Source organism: Streptomyces sp. x-80 (genome assembly GCF_046549095.1).
Taxonomy (GTDB): Bacteria; Actinomycetota; Actinomycetes; order Streptomycetales; family Streptomycetaceae; genus Streptomyces; species Streptomyces celluloflavus.
The window spans coordinates 313592-329600 of record NZ_JAJPWM010000003.1; the positions used below are offsets into that span (position 1 = coordinate 313592).

The window sequence follows — 16009 nt, forward strand, 5'->3', positions numbered from 1 at the left end:
CGATGGTGGCCGAGCCGCCCGGACTCCCCGCGTCCGGCACCGCGGCGGACGGCTCCGCGGTGGTCCGCGTGCTCAGCTACAACATCCGCTCGATGCGCGACGACCGGGCGGCGCTGGTCCGGGTCATCCGGGCCTGCGCCCCCGATCTCGTGCTCGTCCAGGAGGCGCCGCGGTTCTTCCGCTGGCGCAAGGCCGCCGAGCGGCTGGCCCGCGCGTCGGGGCTGGTGTACGTCACCGGCGGCGGTACGACCGCGGGCCCGATGATCCTCTCCACGCTCCGCGCCCACGTGGAGCGCACGGAGGACGTCCTGCTGCCCCGCACCCCCGGACTGCATCAGCGCGGTTTCGCGACCGCGGTGCTCCGGTTCGGGGGCGCCCGGCTCGGCGTGCTCAGCTGCCATCTCAGCCTCTCCGCCGCGGAGCGTTACGGGCAGGCCGGGCTGCTGCTGGCGCGGCTGGCACGACTGGACGTGCCGTACGCCGTCGCCGCCGGAGACCTCAACGACCGGCCGGACGGCCGGAGTTACCGGCGGCTGGCGGACCGGCTCACCGACGCCTGGGTGGCGAAACCGTGGGGCGGGGAGTTCACCTCGACACCGGCCGCGCCGCGGCAGCGCATCGACGCGGTCTTCACGACGGACGGCGTCGAGGTGCTGGGCTGCGGCGTCCCGTACGGCCTGCCGGGCGTGCGCGAGGCGGACCTCAGGGCCGCCACGGACCATCTCCCGGTGCTGGCGGCACTGCGCGTCCCGGCCGCCCCCGCCCACCGGCCCTGAGCCGGACGCCCACCGGCCCTGAGCCGGGGACCTGCGTCACCCGGCTCCGCCGCGTCCGCTAGACGACCGCGCCGCTGCCCGGCAGATCGTCGTCGTCCTCGTCGTCGTGCTTCATCCGGGCCACGAGCGTGGCGAAGCCCCCGAGGAAGCCGCCGATGCCCAGCACCGTGATCCACCACGTCACCGGCTGCTGGAAGAGCATCATCAGCACCAGCAGCAGCGGACCGCCGAGCACCGCGAGCCAGGCGAACTTGGTGGTGACATCGGCGCTCGGCAGCGGGGGCGGCTCGGGCGGGGTGAAGTGCCCCTCGTCGCTCGCGTCGAAGTCGTCGTCGGACGGCTCGGCGGCCGACCAGTCGCGCGGCCCGACGCCGGGCGCGAAGACGATGAAGCCACCCGGCCGGCCGGTGCCCGCCGGGCTGCCGGGTCCGCCCTGATCGGGACCGTTCTTTGGCCGGTTCTCGCGCGCGGCGCCGTCCGCCGCTCCGTCGCCGGCCGCGTCCCCGGCGGCCGGCGGGCCGGCCTCGGCCGTGCCCGGCTTCGTCAGGTCGAGGGCGCCGGGGGTGCCGGGGACACCCGCCGGACCGGCGGCGCCCGCCGGCCGCGCGGCCGTGCCGTCGCCACCGTCGCCGCGGTCCTTGCCGCCGCCGCTGTCGTCGTCCGGTGCCGGGAACGGCGGCCGCTCGCCGTAGCCCGCGACGATCTCGGCCCAGGCGGCCTCCTCGTCCAGCGGATCCCGGGGGTCGCGGGGGCTACGCTCCACCACTGGCCGCCGTCCCCTCCCGTGCCGCGCCCGTCCGCGCCTCCGGTGCGAGCCGGGCGATGAAGGCGAAGGTGTCCTCGAAGATCTGCTCGGCGTCGTGGTCGAGCGTCGCGACGTGATAGCTGCGCTCCAGCAGTCTGTGCCGTACGTCCGTCGAGGACACCCGGCTCAGGATGCGTTCGGAGTCCGTGGGCGGGACGACATGGTCCTGCGGGCTGGTCATCACCAGCAACGGCTGGGTGACGCAGGGGAGTTCGGAGTCGACCTGGCGGAAGAACCGGCGCACCGAATGCGCGGCGTGCAGCGGCACCCGGTCGTAGCCGACCTCCCGCGCGCCGGGCTTGGCGATATCGCTCGCCACTCCCTTGGTCGTCCGCACGACATGGCGCAGCACCGGGAGCAGCGGCGCCGCCGCGTCGTGCACGCCGTTGGCGGGGTTGACCACGGCCACCCCGCTGATCGCGTCGCCGTGCCTGGCGGCCAGCCGCAGCGCCAGCGCGCCGCCCATCGACAGCCCGCACACGAAGACCCGTGAGCAGCGCTCGGCCAGCGCCCGCAGTTCGCGGTCCACCTCGGCGTACCAGTCCTGCCAGGTCGTGACCTGCATGTCCTGCCAGCGGGTGCCGTGTCCGGGCAGCAGTGGCAGCGCGACGCTCAGCCCGCGGTCGGCGAGATATTCCGCCCAGGGGCGTACGGACTGAGGGGAGCCGGTGAAGCCGTGGCACACAAGGACGCCGACCTCTCCGCCGTCACGGCGGAACGGCTCGGCTCCGGGAAGGAGCGGCACCGGAGGACTCCGATCGATGAGGGGAGCTGGATGGTTACCTCAGGGTACGCGGCGCGGCGCCCACCGGGTAGGCCGGACGACGGCCGCGGGAGCAGGTCGCGGGGCCTGCGCCGGGCGTCGCCGGGCGCTCGTCGCCCCGCCGCGGTGAGCCGGACGCCGGGGCAGGTTAAGGTCTTTGCGTCACACACAGGAGGCAGTCGGTTGATCTACGGCGCAATGAAGTTTTCCATCGGCGGGTCCCTGAAGCTTGCCTTCCGGCCCTGGGTGGAAGGCATCGAGAACATTCCCGCCGAGGGTCCCGCGATCCTCGCGAGCAACCACCTGTCCTTCTCGGACTCCTTCTTCCTGCCCGCGGTGCTGGACCGCAAGGTCACCTTCATCGCGAAGGCGGAATATTTCACCTCTCCGGGGGTGAAGGGGAAGCTGACGGCCGCGTTCTTCAAGGGCGTGGGCCAGCTTCCGGTCGACCGTTCGGGCGGCCGCGGCGCGGGCGAGGCGGCGGTCCGCAGCGGTATCGAGGTGCTGGAGCGCGGTGAGCTGTTCGGTATCTACCCGGAGGGCACCCGCTCCCCGGACGGCCGGCTCTACCGCGGTAAGCCGGGCGGTCTGGCGCGGGTCGCGCTGGCCACGGGCGCGCCGGTCATCCCCGTCGCGATGATCGACACCGAGAAGGTGCAGCCACCTGGCAAGATCGTGCCGAAGATGATCCGGCCGGGCATCCGTATCGGCAAGCCGCTGGACTTCGCCCGCTATCAGGGGATGGAGGGCGACCGCTTCATCCTGCGGTCGGTCACCGACGAGGTCATGTACGAGATCATGAAGCTGTCCGGCCAGGAGTACGTCGACATCTACGCGACCGCGGCCAAACGGCAGATCGCCGAGCAGGCGAAGGCGGCGGAGGCGAAGAAGAAGGCCGACGCGGAGCAGCAGAAGACCGACACGCCCTAGGGCGGGGCGTCACCGTGGCACCGTTCGCCCGAAGGGCGGGGTGTCCGGTGCGGCGCCCTGCGCGGCGGCGGGTCGCCCGGATCCCGCGTGTACGGGGCGGGTCCGGCAGCGCCGCGTGAGGGCATCCCCCCCGGCGGTGGCCGGGGAGCGGCGTGCGGGGCGCCACCGGGCAGGTACCACGGTGGCGACACGTCCTGGGTCCCGCCGGGCGGGCGGACACGACGGACCAGGCGGGCCGGAGCGGCCCGGACGGCGCGGGCAGGACCGGTGACGGCGACCGGCCGGGCCCGGCGAGGGGTGGGGACCGGCATGACGGAAGCAGACATACCGACGGTGCGCGGTGGCGTCACCAGGGGCAGCGGCAAGCGTCCGAAGACGGTACGGATGTCCGTCGAGCTGCCGCTGTGGCGCGCGCTCACCGGCTACCGCATTCTCACCTTCTGCTACACCTTCGCCCTGGTCGCGTTCTCCTACCGCCACTACGCCCATCCGCTGGGCGCCGCCGCCTACATGGGCACGCTCACCGTCTGGATGGCGCTGACCTGGCGCCGGACGACCTCCGCCGAGCGCTGTACGCGGCGGTTCCTGGTCATCGACCTCACGCTGGTGGTCGGCGGCATCCTGCTCACCTCGCTGGTCGACACGCACGCCCGCATCATGGGCGGTTCGCCGACGCTGCCGTCGATCTGGGCGGCGGGCGCCGTGCTGGGCTTCGCGATCAAGGGCGGCTGGCGGTGGGCCGCGGCGGCGTCCAGCGTGGTCGCCGTCGCCAACCTGATCGAGCGTCAGGAGCTGGCCCGCGGCACCATCCACAACGTCGTCCTGGTGTGGGTGGCGAGCGTGGCGATCGGCTATGTCGTCGAGGTGGCCCGCGCCAGTGAGCGCACCCTCGCCCGCGCCCTCCAGATTGAGGCCGCCACCCGGGAACGGGAGAGGCTGGCCCGCGACATCCACGACAGCGTGCTCCAGGTGCTGGCGATGGTGCAGCGGCGCGGTGCCGCGATCGGCGGTGAGGCAGCCGAACTCGGCCGGATGGCGGGCGAACAGGAGGTCGCGCTGCGCACCCTGGTCTCCGGCGGACTGGTGGGACCACAGCGCGTTGCGGCGCCGGACGCCGCGGCGGACACGGTGGCGCCCGCGACCGGTGCCGGACCGCCGCCCGCCGGCCGGACCGGGCCCGCGCGCCCGGCGCCCGTCACCGGTCCGTGCGACGTCCGGGCGCTGCTCGCGCCGTACGCCGGTGCCGGTGTCACCTTCTCCGAGCCCGGCGCCCCGGTGGAGCTGCCGGCCGCGGCGGCGGCCGAGCTGGCGGCCGCTGTCGGTGCCGCGTTGGACAATGTGCGGGTGCATGCGGGGGCCGCCGCCCGCGCGTGGATCCTGGTGGAGGACGAACCGGACGCGGTGCTCGTGACGGTGCGCGACGACGGCCCCGGCATTCCCGAGGGGCGGCTCGCCGACGCCGAGCGGGAGGGCCGGCTCGGCGTCGCCCTCTCGATCCGCGGGCGGCTGCGGGAGCTGGGCGGCAGCGCCGACTGGATCTCGGTCCCCGGCCAGGGCACGGAAGTGGAGTTGAAGGTCCCCAAGGGCGCCGCGCCCGGGGGCACGAGGCGGGGGAGGGCGAGAGCGTGAGTGAGCAGGCGGGCCTGCGGGTGATGGTGGTCGACGACCACCCGATGTGGCGCGACGCGGTCGCGCGGGATCTGGCGGAGGCCGGATTCGACGTGGTGGCGACGGCCGGGGACGGCCTCCAGGCGGTGCGCCGGGCGCAGGCCGTAGCGCCCGACGTACTGGTCCTGGATCTCAATCTGCCGGGGCTGCCCGGCGTCCAGGTGTGCAAGGAACTGGTCGGCGGCGATCCGGCGCTGCGGGTGCTGGTGCTCTCCGCGAGCGGTGAGCACGCCGATGTCCTGGAGGCGGTCAAGTCCGGCGCGACCGGCTATCTCCTGAAGTCGGCGAGCACCCAGGAGCTGCTGGACGCGGTGCGCAGCACCGCCGCCGGCGACCCGGTGTTCACCCCCGGTCTGGCCGGTCTGGTGCTCGGCGAGTACCGCAGACTGGCGACCGAACCGGCCCCGGCGGCGCCGGACGCGCCCGGCGCGCCGCAGCTGACGGACCGGGAGACCGAGGTGCTGCGCCTGGTGGCCAAGGGGCTCTCGTACAAGCAGATCGCCGAACGGCTGGTCATCTCGCACCGCACGGTGCAGAACCACGTACAGAACACCCTCGGCAAGCTCCAGTTGCACAACCGCGTCGAGCTGGTGCGGTATGCGATAGAGCGCGGCCTCGACGGGGTGTAGCGGGGCGTAGCCGCCGGCCGGACAGCCCGGTCCGCTCGTACGGGTGAACGCCGTGTCCCAACTCCCCGGCGAATCAACGGAGTCGGCGCCCGCCCCATCCCGGAGTGACCCAGATCACCTTTAGCGTGACCGGGGTCGGCTCATTCACGGCCGCGTGCGCGGCCACTGACGGGATGTAGGTGAAGCAGCGATGCGGGTCGGAGTGCTGACCGGCGGTGGCGACTGCCCCGGTCTGAACGCGGTGATGCGAGGCGTGGTCCGCAAGGGCACCCAGGAGTACGGATATGACTTCGTCGGCTTCCGGAACGGCTGGCGCGGCCCGCTGACGGGCGACACGATGCCGTTGGACATCGCGGCGGTGCGCGGCATCCTGCCCCGGGGCGGCACGATCCTGGGCTCCTCGCGGACCAACCCCTTCAAGGAGGCGGACGGCGTCCGCCGGATCAAGGCCACCCTGGCCAAGGAGGAGGTCGACGCACTGATCACGATCGGCGGCGAGGACACCCTCGGCGTCGCCGCCCGGCTCTCCGGCGAATTCGGCATCCCGTGCGTCGGCGTCCCCAAGACCATCGACAACGATCTCTCGGCCACCGACTACACCTTCGGTTTCGACACCGCCGTCGGCGTCGCCACCGAGGCCATCGACCGGCTGCACACCACCGCCGAATCGCATATGCGGGTGCTGGTGGTCGAGGTGATGGGCCGGCACGCCGGCTGGATCGCGCTGCACTCGGGCCTGGCCGGCGGCGCCAACGTCATCCTCATCCCCGAGCAGCGCTTCGACGTCGGGCAGGTCTGCGGCTGGATCGACGCCCGCTTCAAGGTCCGCTACGCGCCGATCGTGGTCATCGCCGAGGGAGCGATGCCCAAGGACGGCCAGATGGTCCTCAAGGACGGCAGCACCGACTCCTTCGGGCACGTCCGGCTCTCGGGCGTGGGGGAGTGGCTGGCCAAGGAGATCGAACGGCGTACGGGCAAGGAGGCGCGCACGACCGTGCTCGGGCACACCCAGCGCGGCGGCACGCCCAGCGCCTTCGACCGCTGGCTGGCCACCCGCTTCGGTCTGCACGCCGTCGACGCGGTGCGGGACGGCGACTTCGGGAAGATGGTCGCGCTGCGCGGTACGGACATCGTCCGGGTGCCGATCGAGGAGGCGACCGCGAAGCTGAAGACCGTCGATCCGGCGCTCTACGCCGAGGCCGGCGTCTTCTTCGGCTGAGCGGCCGCTACCCGCCGGGGCTCCCTGCCGCCCCTCCCGGGCCGGTGTGCCCCGGGGTGTTCCCCCGCCCGGTCTCCGGACGGCACCGCCGAGCGATGGGCCGTATATTCGGCATATTCGTCATATTCGGCCTATCGCTCATCAGCGGGTGAATCGGGATCGGTGGGAGAAACGTGGATATCGTCGCGTTCGGCGTGCAGGTGGACGAGCGGCCGTTGCTGGAGAAGGCGTTCGCCGAACGGCACCAGGTCCGCTGTCTGGATTTCTTCCTCAACCGCGACACCGCGCCCATCGCCGCCGGGTACGAGGTCGTCAGCGCGAGCGTCAACGACGATCTGAGCGCCGAGGTCCTACAGTCCCTCGCGGCCGGCGGCACGAAGATGATCGCCCAGCGCTCCACCGGCTTCAACAACATCGATCTGGAGGCCGCGGCCGACCTCGGACTGACCATCGGCCGGGTCTCCGCCTACTCCCCGTACGCGGTCGCCGAATTCGCCTGGACCCTGGCGCTGGCGGTGAACCGGGGGCTCGTCCGGGCCGTCAACCGCACCCGCAACTTCGACTTCCGGCTGGACGGTCTGATGGGCCGTGACCTGCGCGGCCGTACGGCCGGGGTGATCGGCACCGGCAAGATCGGCGAGGCGTTCACCCGGATCGCCCACGGTTTCGGGATGGACCTGCTGGGCTGGGACGTCGCCGAGAACCCCGCCTGCCTCGACCTCGGCATGCGCTACGTCGACCAGCGGCAGCTGTTCGCCGAGGCGGACCTGATCACCCTGCACGTCCCGCTGCTGGCGGCCACCCGGCATCTCATCGACGCCGACGCGCTGGCCGCTATGAAGGACGACGCGATCCTCGTCAACTCCAGCCGCGGCGGGCTGGTCGACACCGCGGCGTTGGTCGAGACGCTCAAGGCGGGCCGGCTCGCCGGCGTCGGGCTGGACGTCTACGAGGAGGAGGCCGGGCTCTTCTTCCTCGACAAGTCCCTCGACGTCATCAGCGACGACACCCTCGCCCGCCTGATGACCTTCGGGAACGTACTGGTCACCTCCCACCAGGCGTACTTCACCGCGGAAGCGGTCGGCCAGATCGTCGACACCACCGTCGCCAATGTCGAGGACTATCTGGCCGGCCGCACCAACGAGAACACGCTCGTCACACCAGGACAGCGGCCAGCAACTGTGCGGTGACCGAGGCGCCGTCCAGGGACAGCACCGACTCGGGGTGGAACTGCACGCCCGCGAAGCCGGGGCCGCGCAGCGCGTGCACCTCGCCGGTGTCCGCGTCCCGGCTCAACTCCACCCGGTGCATGGCCAGTTCGGCGGCCGTGCGGTCGTCGCAGCGGGCCGTGAAGGTGTTGTAGAAACCGACCGTCTCCGGGCGCCCGAAGAAGTCGATGCGCTCCTGGGCGCCCTGGAACGGCACGTCCTTGCGGACGATCTCCAGCCCCAGCTCCGCGGCGAGCAGCTCGTGCCCGAGGCAGACCCCGAGCAGCCCGTGCCGGTGGCCGGCGACGAGTTCCGCGGTCAGGGAGCGCAGGAAGCGCATCTTGGGGTCGGCGGCGTCGGACGGGTTGCCGGGGCCGGGGCCCAGCACGACCGGCCCCCGGTGCGCCCGGACGGCCGCGCGCAGCCCCGGTTCGTCGTAGCGGCGGACGGTGACGGTCAGCCCCGAGGTGCGCAGCAGATGCGCCAGCATCGCGGTGAAGGTGTCCTCGGCGTCGACGACCAGCGCGTGGCCGCGCAGCGCGGCGGTCGGCGCGGTGCTCTGCATCCGCAGCCAGAAGGGGGCGAGATCGGCGCGGCGGGCGTCGAGCGCGGCGCGCACCCGCGGGTCGTCGGCCAGGTGCGGCGGCGGCCCCGCGGCCCCGGCGCCGGCCGGTGCGGACCGTACGCCCAGCGCGGTGAGCACCCCGGCCGCCTTGGCGTGCGTCTCGGCGACCTCGCCGTGCGGATCGGAGGCGCGCACCAGGGTGGCGCCGACCGGCACCCGCAGCCGGCCGTCCGCGGCGATGTCGGCGGTACGGATCAGGATCGGCGAGTCCAGCGTCTGCGCGCCGCCGGCGTCCCGGCCGATCAGCGCCAGCGCGCCCGCGTAGTAGCCGCGGCCCCGTCCGTCGGGCCCGGCGGGCTCGTACCGGGCGATGACCCGGCAGGCGTTCTGCACCGGCGACCCGGTGACCGTCGCCGCGAACATCGTCTCCTTGAGCACCTCGCGCACATCGAGGGTGGACCGGCCGCGCAGTTCGTACTCGGTGTGCGCCAGGTGAGCCATCTCCTTGAGCCGGGGCCCGACGACCACACCGCCCATGTCGCCGACGGTGCACATCATCTTCAGCTCCTCGTCCACCACCATGGACAGCTCCTCCACCTCCTTGCGGTCGCCGAGGAACGCCAGCAGGCTCTCGGCGGTGGGGCCCCCGGCCGGGTAGCGGTAGGTGCCGCTGATCGGGTTCATCACGACCGTGCCGCCACACATCCGCACATGCACCTCGGGGCTGGCGCCGACGAGGGTGCGCACCCCGGGCCGGTGCACGACATACGTCCAGTACGCGCCGCGCTCGCCGGCCAGCAGCCGCCGGAAGAGGGCCAGTGCGTCGGCCGCCGAGAAGCCCGCGATCTCGCCCTCGAACGTCCTGCGGATGACGAAGTTGGCGCCCTCGCCGGTGCCGATCTCGTCCCGGACGATCCGCCCGACGGTCCCCGCGTACGTCGCGTCGTCCACATCGAACGCGCCGTCCGTCACCCGGACGTCGTGCGTGGGGAGCGCCGCCAGCAGCGCGTCCAGGGGGATTTCGGCGCACTCGCGGGGGCGCAGCACGGCGAGCGGGGTGCCGTCGTCATGGGCCTCGAAACCGCGCTCGCGGATCTGCCGGAAGGGGATCAGCGCGAGCGCGTCGGTCACCGGCGCGTCGGGGACGCCGTCGCCCAGCGGGATGTCCGCCAGCCGCTCGACCTCGGCCACCTCGCCGATCAGCACCTCGACGGCGGTGGTGTCCCGCCCCGGGGAGCGGCGGCGCAGCAGGGCGAACGGCGGGCAGCCGGGATCGAGCAGCCGCTGGACGAGGGCGGCGGCATCGGTACGGGGGACTGCGGGAGGGGTGGGGGTGTGGTGCACGGCGGGTTCCTTCCGGGAGGGGAGGAACGGCCGCCGTACGACGGAAGGCCGCCCCTCGGGGCGGCCTTCGCGAAGTCAGTGGTGCGCGCGCGAATCAGTGGGCCGCCGGATGAGCGGTCCACCACCAGTTCATGCTCATGACCGGTTGCGCGTACATGGCGGGAACTTTACCCGACGCCCGGCGCCGGGGCGGGGGACGGACGCAGACCGGCCAGAAATCCGGCCAGCGCCGCGTCGAAGGCGGTGGGCCGTTCGAGGTTGGGCAGATGGGCGGCGTCCTCGATGACCGCGAGCGTGGCACCCGGGATGCGCCGGTGCAGGAATTCCGCGTCGGCGACCGGTGTGTAGGTGTCGTCCCGTCCGACCACCACCAGCGTCGGCACCGCGATCCGCCCCAACAGGCCGGTGTAGTCGGGGCGTTCGGCCCGGCCGCGGAGCGCGGCGGCGGCTCCCTCGGGCGGTGTGCCGAGCATCATGCGGCGGACGTGCCCGGCGACCTCCGGCTGCCGTGCGACGTTCTCCGGCGCGATCATCTTGTCCAGTACCTCGTCGGTGTAGCCGCCCATGCCCTCGCCCAGCAGCCGGTCGGCGAGGGCGTTGCGCCGCGCCCTGCCCTCGGCGCTCTCGCCCTGCGCGAAGGTGTCGGCGAGGACCAGTCCGCGCAGCCGCTCCGGGAACAGCCGGGCGAACTCCAGGGCGATCTGGCCGCCCATCGACAGCCCGCCGAGCACGATCCGGTCGGCCCCGAGGCCCAGTACGTCCAGCAGCCCGGCGATATCGCGGGCGAACGTCTCCAGCGGTGTGACGCCGGGGACGACCGTCGACGCGCCGTACCCGCGCAGATCCGGCGCGATCACCCGCCATCCGGAACCCGGTCGCGCCGCGCCGAACGTCGCGGTCTGCGGCGCCCACATCGTCCGGTCGAAGGGATGCCCGTGGACGAGCACCAGCGGCACCCCGGTGCCCTGGTCCTCGTACCCGACGGTGATTCCTCCGACGGCAGCCGTACTCAACGCAACTCGCCTCATTCGCCTGGTTGTTGACGCCGTCGCCGGATGCCGGCGCCGTCGTGCGGCCCTTGACGTCCGATGCTAGGAGGCGCACACTCTCGGTGCAATAAAAACATTGCTCTCGGTGCAATGTGGGGCAATGGGCGGAACCAGGCGGAACGCGAGCAGGACCCGGAAGGGCCGGCAGGACCCGGACGGAGAGGGGCGGATCATGAGCGCGGAGGACTACCGGCGCATCGCCGACGCCGTCGCGGCGGACATCGCCGACGGACGGCTGCGCCCCGGCGACCGCCTTCCCACCCAGCGCGCCTTCGCCCGCGCGCACCGCATCGCCAACTCCACCGCCACCCGGGTCTACCGCGAGCTGGCCCGCCGCGGCCTGACCGTCGGCGAGGTCGGCCGCGGTACGTATGTGCGCGCCGCCCGGCACGCGCCGGGCCCCGCGCTCGCCGAACCGGCACCCGCGGGCACCGTCCCCGTCAACCTCGAACTCAACTACCCCGTCGTCCCCGAACAGTCCGCCCTGCTCGCCGCCGGCCTCGCGCCCCTGCTGCGGCCCGACGCCCTCGGCGCCGCCCTGCGCCCGCTCGCCCCGGCCGGTACCCCCGCCGCCCGCGCCGCCGCCGCGGCGCTGCTGAGCGGCCCGGCCCTGCGCGCGGACCCCGACCACCTCCGTTTCGCCGGCAACGGCCGGCAGGCGATGGCCGGCGCGCTCGCCTCCCTCGTCCCGCCGGGGGGACGCCTCGGCGTCGAGGCGTTCACCTATCCGATGGTCAAGGGCATCGCCGCGCGGCTCGGCATCACCCTCGTTCCGCTGGCCACCGACGCGGACGGACTGCGCCCGGACGCGGTCCGCGCCGCCCACCGCGCCGCCCCGCTGCGCGCCCTCTACGTCCAGCCCACCCTGCACAACCCGCTCGGCGTGACGATGTCCGCCGGGCGCCGCGCCGAGCTCGCCGCCACCCTCGGCGAGCTGGACCTGTGGGCCGTGGAGGACGCGGTGTGGGCCTTCCTGCACCCGGACGGCGCGGCGGACGGGGACGGGGCGGCGTCCGGGGCGGCAGGCGGGGACCGTACGGGAGAGGGGGACCGTACGGCGGACCGGGACCGCGCGGCGGACAGGAGCTGTCCGGGGGACGCGGCCGCTCCGGACGCCACCTCCGCCACCGGCACCGCCCGCCCGCCGCTCGCCGCGCTCGCCCCCGACTGCACGATCCTCGTCGACAGCCTCTCCAAACGGCTCGCCCCGGGCCTGACCGTCGGCCTCGCCCTGGCGCCCCCGGCGCACACCGGCCGGCTCTCCGCCGCCCTGCGCTCCGGCGGCTGGACCGCGACCGGCTTCGCCCTGGAGGCGGTCACCCGCTGGCTGACCGACGGCAGCCTGGAGCGGATCGTCGCCGCCAAACGCCAGGACGCCGCCGTCCGCCAGGCGCTGCTCCGCGAGCGGCTGGCCGGCTTCCGCGTACACGCCGACCCGCGTGCCTACTTCGCCTGGTGGGAGCTGCCCGCCCGGTGGCGCGCCGAGACCTTCCTGGCGGCCGCCGCGCGCCACGGGATCGCCGTCACCCCGGCCGCCGCCTTCGCCGTCGCGGCGGAGGGCGCCCAGGGCGCGGGTCCGGCGCCGAACGCCGTCCGGCTCGCGCTCGCCGGACCCGCCCATGAGCCGCTCGCCCAGGCGCTGACCACCCTCGCCGCGCTCGCGCACGGGACGCCCGACGACTCCCTCCCGGACTGACCGGACGGCGGAGCCGGACAGGCCGACGGCGGAGGGACGGGCCGAAGGGGAGTGCGGGGCCGGGAACCCCGCGGTCCGGGGCCGGGCGGAGCGCGGGCGGCGCCGAGGGGGCGGGTCCCGCCGAGTGGGCACTGTCTCAAAGTCCGGGCGGGGAAAGGGCGACTCCCGAGAACCCCGTAATGTTGGCCATGTGACCGTGAACGCTGAAACCCACGCCGGTGGCCACACCTGGCGAGACCTGCCCGCGGCGCAGCAGCCCGACTGGCCGGACCAAGAGGCTCTGCGCGATGTGATCGCGGAGCTTGAGTCCTATCCGCCGCTCGTCTTCGCGGGCGAGTGCGACCAGCTGCGCGAGCGCCTGGGAGCGGTCGCCCGTGGTGAGGCGTTCCTGCTTCAGGGCGGCGACTGCGCGGAGGCTTTCGACGCCGTATCCGCCGAGCACATCCGGAACAAGCTCAAGACGCTGCTCCAGATGGGCGCCGTGCTGACCTACGCCGGGTCCGTCCCGGTGGTCAAGGTCGGCCGGATCGCCGGCCAGTACAGCAAGCCGCGCTCCAAGTCGACCGAGACCCGCGACGGCGTGACCCTGCCGACCTACCGCGGCGACTCCGTCAACGGCTTCGAGTTCACCGAGGCGGCCCGGATCCCGGACCCGCAGCGGCTGAAGCGGATGTACCACGCCTCCGCGGCGACCCTCAACCTCGTCCGCGCCTTCACCACCGGCGGCTACGCCGACCTTCGCCAGGTGCACGCCTGGAACCAGGACTTCGTGAAGTCCTCGCCCTCCGGACAGCGCTACGAGGCGCTGGCCCGCGAGATCGACCGCGCGATGAACTTCATGAAGGCGTGCGGGGTGGAGCCCGAGGAGTTCCGCACCGTCGAGTTCTTCTCCTCGCACGAGGCGCTGATCCTGGACTACGAGTCGGCGCTCACCCGCACCGACTCGCGCACCGGCAACCTCTACGACGTCTCGGGCCACATGGTCTGGATCGGCGAGCGCACCCGCCAGCTGGACGGCGCGCATCTCGAATTCGCCTCCCGGATCCGCAACCCGATCGGCGTCAAGCTCGGCCCGACCACCACGCCGCAGGAGGCGCTCACCCTCGTCGAGCGCCTCGACCCGGACCGCGAGCCGGGCCGGCTGACCTTCATCACCCGGATGGGCGCGGACAAGGTCCGCGACAAGCTGCCCGAGCTGGTGGAGAAGGTCACCGCCTCCGGCGCCAAGGTCGCGTGGATCACCGACCCGATGCACGGCAACACCTTCGAGGCCGCCTCGGGTCACAAGACCCGGCGCTTCGACGATGTGCTGGACGAGGTCAAGGGCTTCTTCGAGGTCCACAAGAGCCTCGGTACGCACCCCGGCGGCATCCACGTCGAGCTGACCGGCGACGACGTCACGGAGTGCGTGGGCGGCGGCGACGAGATCTTCGTCGACGATCTGCACCAGCGCTACGAGACCGCCTGCGACCCGCGGCTCAACCGCAGCCAGTCGCTGGACCTGGCGTTCCTGGTGGCGGAGATGTACCGCGATCAGTGAGGCCGTCCGGCGCTGACGGCGGCCGGTGACACACGCGTGGGGCGCGGATCCTGTGATCCGCGCCCCACCGCGTTGTGGAGCGCTCCTCGCGACAGGTAAGGTAAGGGTTACCTCACTCGCGATCATCCGGATCGGCGAGCCCAGTTCCTCTCGGGGGTGAACCGCGTGTACGTCTGCTCCTGCTTCGGGATCACCGAACAGCAGGTCCGTGACCACGCGGATACCGGCGCCTGTACGCCGCGCCAGATCGCCTCCGCCTGCAAGGCCGGGACCGACTGCGGCGGCTGCGTACGCCGCATCCAGGCACTGCTCGGCCGCGGTGCGTGTCCCCGGCGCCAGCTCGTCGAATCGGGTGCGCCCGAGCCGCTGGGTGCCCAGCCGCCGGCCGCGGGGATGCCGGCCGTGGTGGTGGCGGAAGCGGCGCCTGTGGGGCTTCCGGAAGCCGCCTAGCCGGTGCCGCGCGCCCGGTGCACGGACGTCGGCGGGGCGTGTGCGGCCGGCCCGGCCGTTTGGTGATCAGCTCGGCTGCTTGATGACCTGGGCGATGTAGAGCGGTTCCCCGAGCTTCTCGACCAGTTCCAGCTGGGTGTCGAGATAGTCGATGTGGTGCTCCTCGTCCGCGAGGATGTCCTCGAAGATGTTCGCCGAGGTGATGTCCGCCTTGGCACGCATGACCTCGATACCGCGCTTGAGCCGGTCGATCGCCTCGGCCTCGATCTGCCGGTCGGCCTGGAACATCTCGGTGACGGTCTGGCCGACGCGAACATGGAACAGGCGCTGGTAGTTCGGCAGACCTTCGAGGAAGAGAATGCGGTCCGTCAGGATCTCCGCATGCTTCATCTCGTCGAACGACTCGGCGCGGGTGTATTTCGCGAGCTTCGTCCAGCCGAAGTTCTCCTGCATCTTGGCGTGCAGGAAGTACTGGTTGATCGCGGTCAGCTCGGCAGTCAGCTGCTCGTTGAGGAATTCGATGACCTCGGGGTCGCCCTGCATGGCAGCGGGCTCCTTCCGCGCGAGAACTGGGCAGGTGCCGCGCATCCTCGCACCGCCCCAGCGGGCCGTCCAGTAAGTGCACACTTAGTACGAGTTGTCCGAATCCCTCCCGCCCCGGTCACGGGCACCCCTTCCGGTCTGACAACATGGAGGACATGGGTCAGCCGGAAAGCCGCGAAGAGGAGCATCCTCAGCTGCCCCCGGGGCAGCGTCTTCAGCGAGGCTGGCCGGTCACGCATTACGGACCGGTGCCGAAGTTCCGCCCCGACCGCTGGGAGTTCCGGGCGTTCGGTGCCACCGCGGACGGCGACAAACACTGCTGGACGCACGAGGAATTCACCGCGCTGCCCTACACAACGGTCGTCGCGGATATGCACTGCGTCACGAAATTCAGCATGCTGGGCGCCGAATGGGGCGGGGTACGCACCCGCACCATCCTCGATCTCGCACCGCCCGCGCCCGATGTCACACATGTGATGGTGTGGGCCGAGTACGGATTCAGCTCGAATCTGCGGCTGGCGGATTTCGCCGCGGAGAAGTGCCTCTTCGCCACCCACCGTTCCGGCGAACTGCTCACCGCCGAGCACGGTTTCCCGGTCCGGCTGATCGTGCCGCAGCTGTATGCCTGGAAGGGCCCCAAATGGGTCCGCGGTATCGAGTACATGACGGCGGACCGCCGCGGCTTCTGGGAGGAGCGCGGCTACCACAATCTCGGCGACCCGTGGCGGGAACAGCGCTACTCCTATCAGGAGGAGCCGGGCGAGGGCCCGGAGCTCTGAACCCCGGGCCCGGTCCCGCCGGGAGACCGCCGCCCGCCGTCCGGC

General features: G+C 72.8%; 16 protein-coding genes. 10 read left to right on the plus strand and 6 right to left on the minus strand.

Annotated features, from left to right (window positions below; all coding sequences use genetic code 11):
• Positions 1-2: 2 nt before the first annotated feature.
• The gene (locus ACLJWH_RS06950; RefSeq protein WP_411140693.1) at positions 3-776 is read left to right on the plus strand and encodes an endonuclease/exonuclease/phosphatase family protein; all 774 of its coding nucleotides are present in this window, start codon (positions 3-5) and stop codon (positions 774-776) included.
• A 58-nt stretch (positions 777-834) separates the two neighbouring features.
• Here the strand turns inward: ACLJWH_RS06950 and ACLJWH_RS06955 are convergent, their stop codons facing one another.
• Positions 835-1542, minus strand: a complete 708-nt coding sequence (locus tag ACLJWH_RS06955) for a hypothetical protein (protein WP_411140694.1) — start codon at positions 1540-1542, stop codon at positions 835-837.
• Positions 1529-2326, minus strand: a complete 798-nt coding sequence (locus ACLJWH_RS06960) for an alpha/beta hydrolase (protein ID WP_411140695.1) — start codon at positions 2324-2326, stop codon at positions 1529-1531. The genes ACLJWH_RS06955 and ACLJWH_RS06960 overlap by 14 nt, the downstream gene beginning before the upstream one ends.
• Before the next feature lie 216 nt (positions 2327-2542).
• Here ACLJWH_RS06960 and ACLJWH_RS06965 point away from each other — a divergent pair, with 216 nt between their 5' ends.
• The 5 genes from ACLJWH_RS06965 (at position 2543) to ACLJWH_RS06985 (ending at position 7980) form a co-directional block, all read left to right on the plus strand.
• The gene (locus tag ACLJWH_RS06965) at positions 2543-3274 is read left to right on the plus strand and encodes a lysophospholipid acyltransferase family protein (RefSeq protein ID WP_052855003.1); all 732 of its coding nucleotides are present in this window, start codon (positions 2543-2545) and stop codon (positions 3272-3274) included.
• 309 nt (positions 3275-3583) lie between these two features.
• Complete coding sequence (gene macS / locus ACLJWH_RS06970) at positions 3584-4903, plus strand: MacS family sensor histidine kinase (RefSeq protein ID WP_411140696.1); 1320 nt, start codon at positions 3584-3586, stop codon at positions 4901-4903.
• A gap of 23 nt (positions 4904-4926) precedes the next feature.
• Positions 4927-5571: a response regulator gene (locus ACLJWH_RS06975; protein ID WP_411140890.1), complete on the plus strand. Its 645-nt coding sequence runs from the start codon at positions 4927-4929 to the stop codon at positions 5569-5571.
• 190 nt (positions 5572-5761) lie between these two features.
• Entirely contained in the window at positions 5762-6790 is a 1029-nt protein-coding gene (locus ACLJWH_RS06980; protein ID WP_411140697.1) for a 6-phosphofructokinase, read from the plus strand.
• Positions 6791-6963: 173 nt separating this feature from the next.
• Entirely contained in the window at positions 6964-7980 is a 1017-nt protein-coding gene (locus ACLJWH_RS06985) for a 2-hydroxyacid dehydrogenase (RefSeq protein WP_411140698.1), read from the plus strand.
• On the opposite strand, the gene ACLJWH_RS06990 is transcribed toward ACLJWH_RS06985, so the two are convergent.
• From ACLJWH_RS06990 to ACLJWH_RS07000, 3 genes are all read right to left on the minus strand, one after another.
• Positions 7946-9907: an anthranilate synthase family protein gene (locus ACLJWH_RS06990; RefSeq protein ID WP_411140699.1), complete on the minus strand. Its 1962-nt coding sequence runs from the start codon at positions 9905-9907 to the stop codon at positions 7946-7948. The genes ACLJWH_RS06985 and ACLJWH_RS06990 overlap by 35 nt on opposite strands.
• A gap of 94 nt (positions 9908-10001) precedes the next feature.
• Positions 10002-10064, minus strand: coding sequence for a trp operon leader peptide (locus tag ACLJWH_RS06995; protein ID WP_367536644.1), 63 nt, complete (start codon positions 10062-10064; stop codon positions 10002-10004).
• 10 nt (positions 10065-10074) lie between these two features.
• Complete coding sequence (locus tag ACLJWH_RS07000) at positions 10075-10920, minus strand: alpha/beta fold hydrolase (protein ID WP_411140700.1); 846 nt, start codon at positions 10918-10920, stop codon at positions 10075-10077.
• Between the two features lie 208 nt (positions 10921-11128).
• Between ACLJWH_RS07000 and ACLJWH_RS07005 the strand changes: the two genes are divergently transcribed.
• The 3 genes from ACLJWH_RS07005 (at position 11129) to ACLJWH_RS07015 (ending at position 14642) form a co-directional block, all read left to right on the plus strand.
• Positions 11129-12652: a PLP-dependent aminotransferase family protein gene (locus ACLJWH_RS07005; protein WP_411140701.1), complete on the plus strand. Its 1524-nt coding sequence runs from the start codon at positions 11129-11131 to the stop codon at positions 12650-12652.
• 190 nt (positions 12653-12842) lie between these two features.
• A complete protein-coding gene (locus ACLJWH_RS07010) occupies positions 12843-14192 on the plus strand; it encodes a class II 3-deoxy-7-phosphoheptulonate synthase (RefSeq protein ID WP_411140702.1) in 1350 nt (449 codons plus the stop codon).
• 165 nt (positions 14193-14357) lie between these two features.
• Positions 14358-14642, plus strand: a complete 285-nt coding sequence (locus tag ACLJWH_RS07015) for a bacterioferritin-associated ferredoxin (protein WP_411140891.1) — start codon at positions 14358-14360, stop codon at positions 14640-14642.
• A gap of 66 nt (positions 14643-14708) precedes the next feature.
• Here ACLJWH_RS07015 and bfr read toward each other — a convergent pair whose 3' ends face one another.
• A complete protein-coding gene (gene bfr, locus ACLJWH_RS07020) occupies positions 14709-15185 on the minus strand; it encodes a bacterioferritin (protein WP_411140703.1) in 477 nt (158 codons plus the stop codon).
• Positions 15186-15331: 146 nt separating this feature from the next.
• On the opposite strand from bfr, the gene ACLJWH_RS07025 reads away from it, so the two are divergent.
• On the plus strand, positions 15332-15964 hold the full coding sequence (locus ACLJWH_RS07025) for a sulfite oxidase-like oxidoreductase (RefSeq protein WP_411140704.1): 633 nt from the start codon (positions 15332-15334) through the stop codon (positions 15962-15964).
• The last annotated feature ends 45 nt before the right edge of the window (positions 15965-16009 follow it).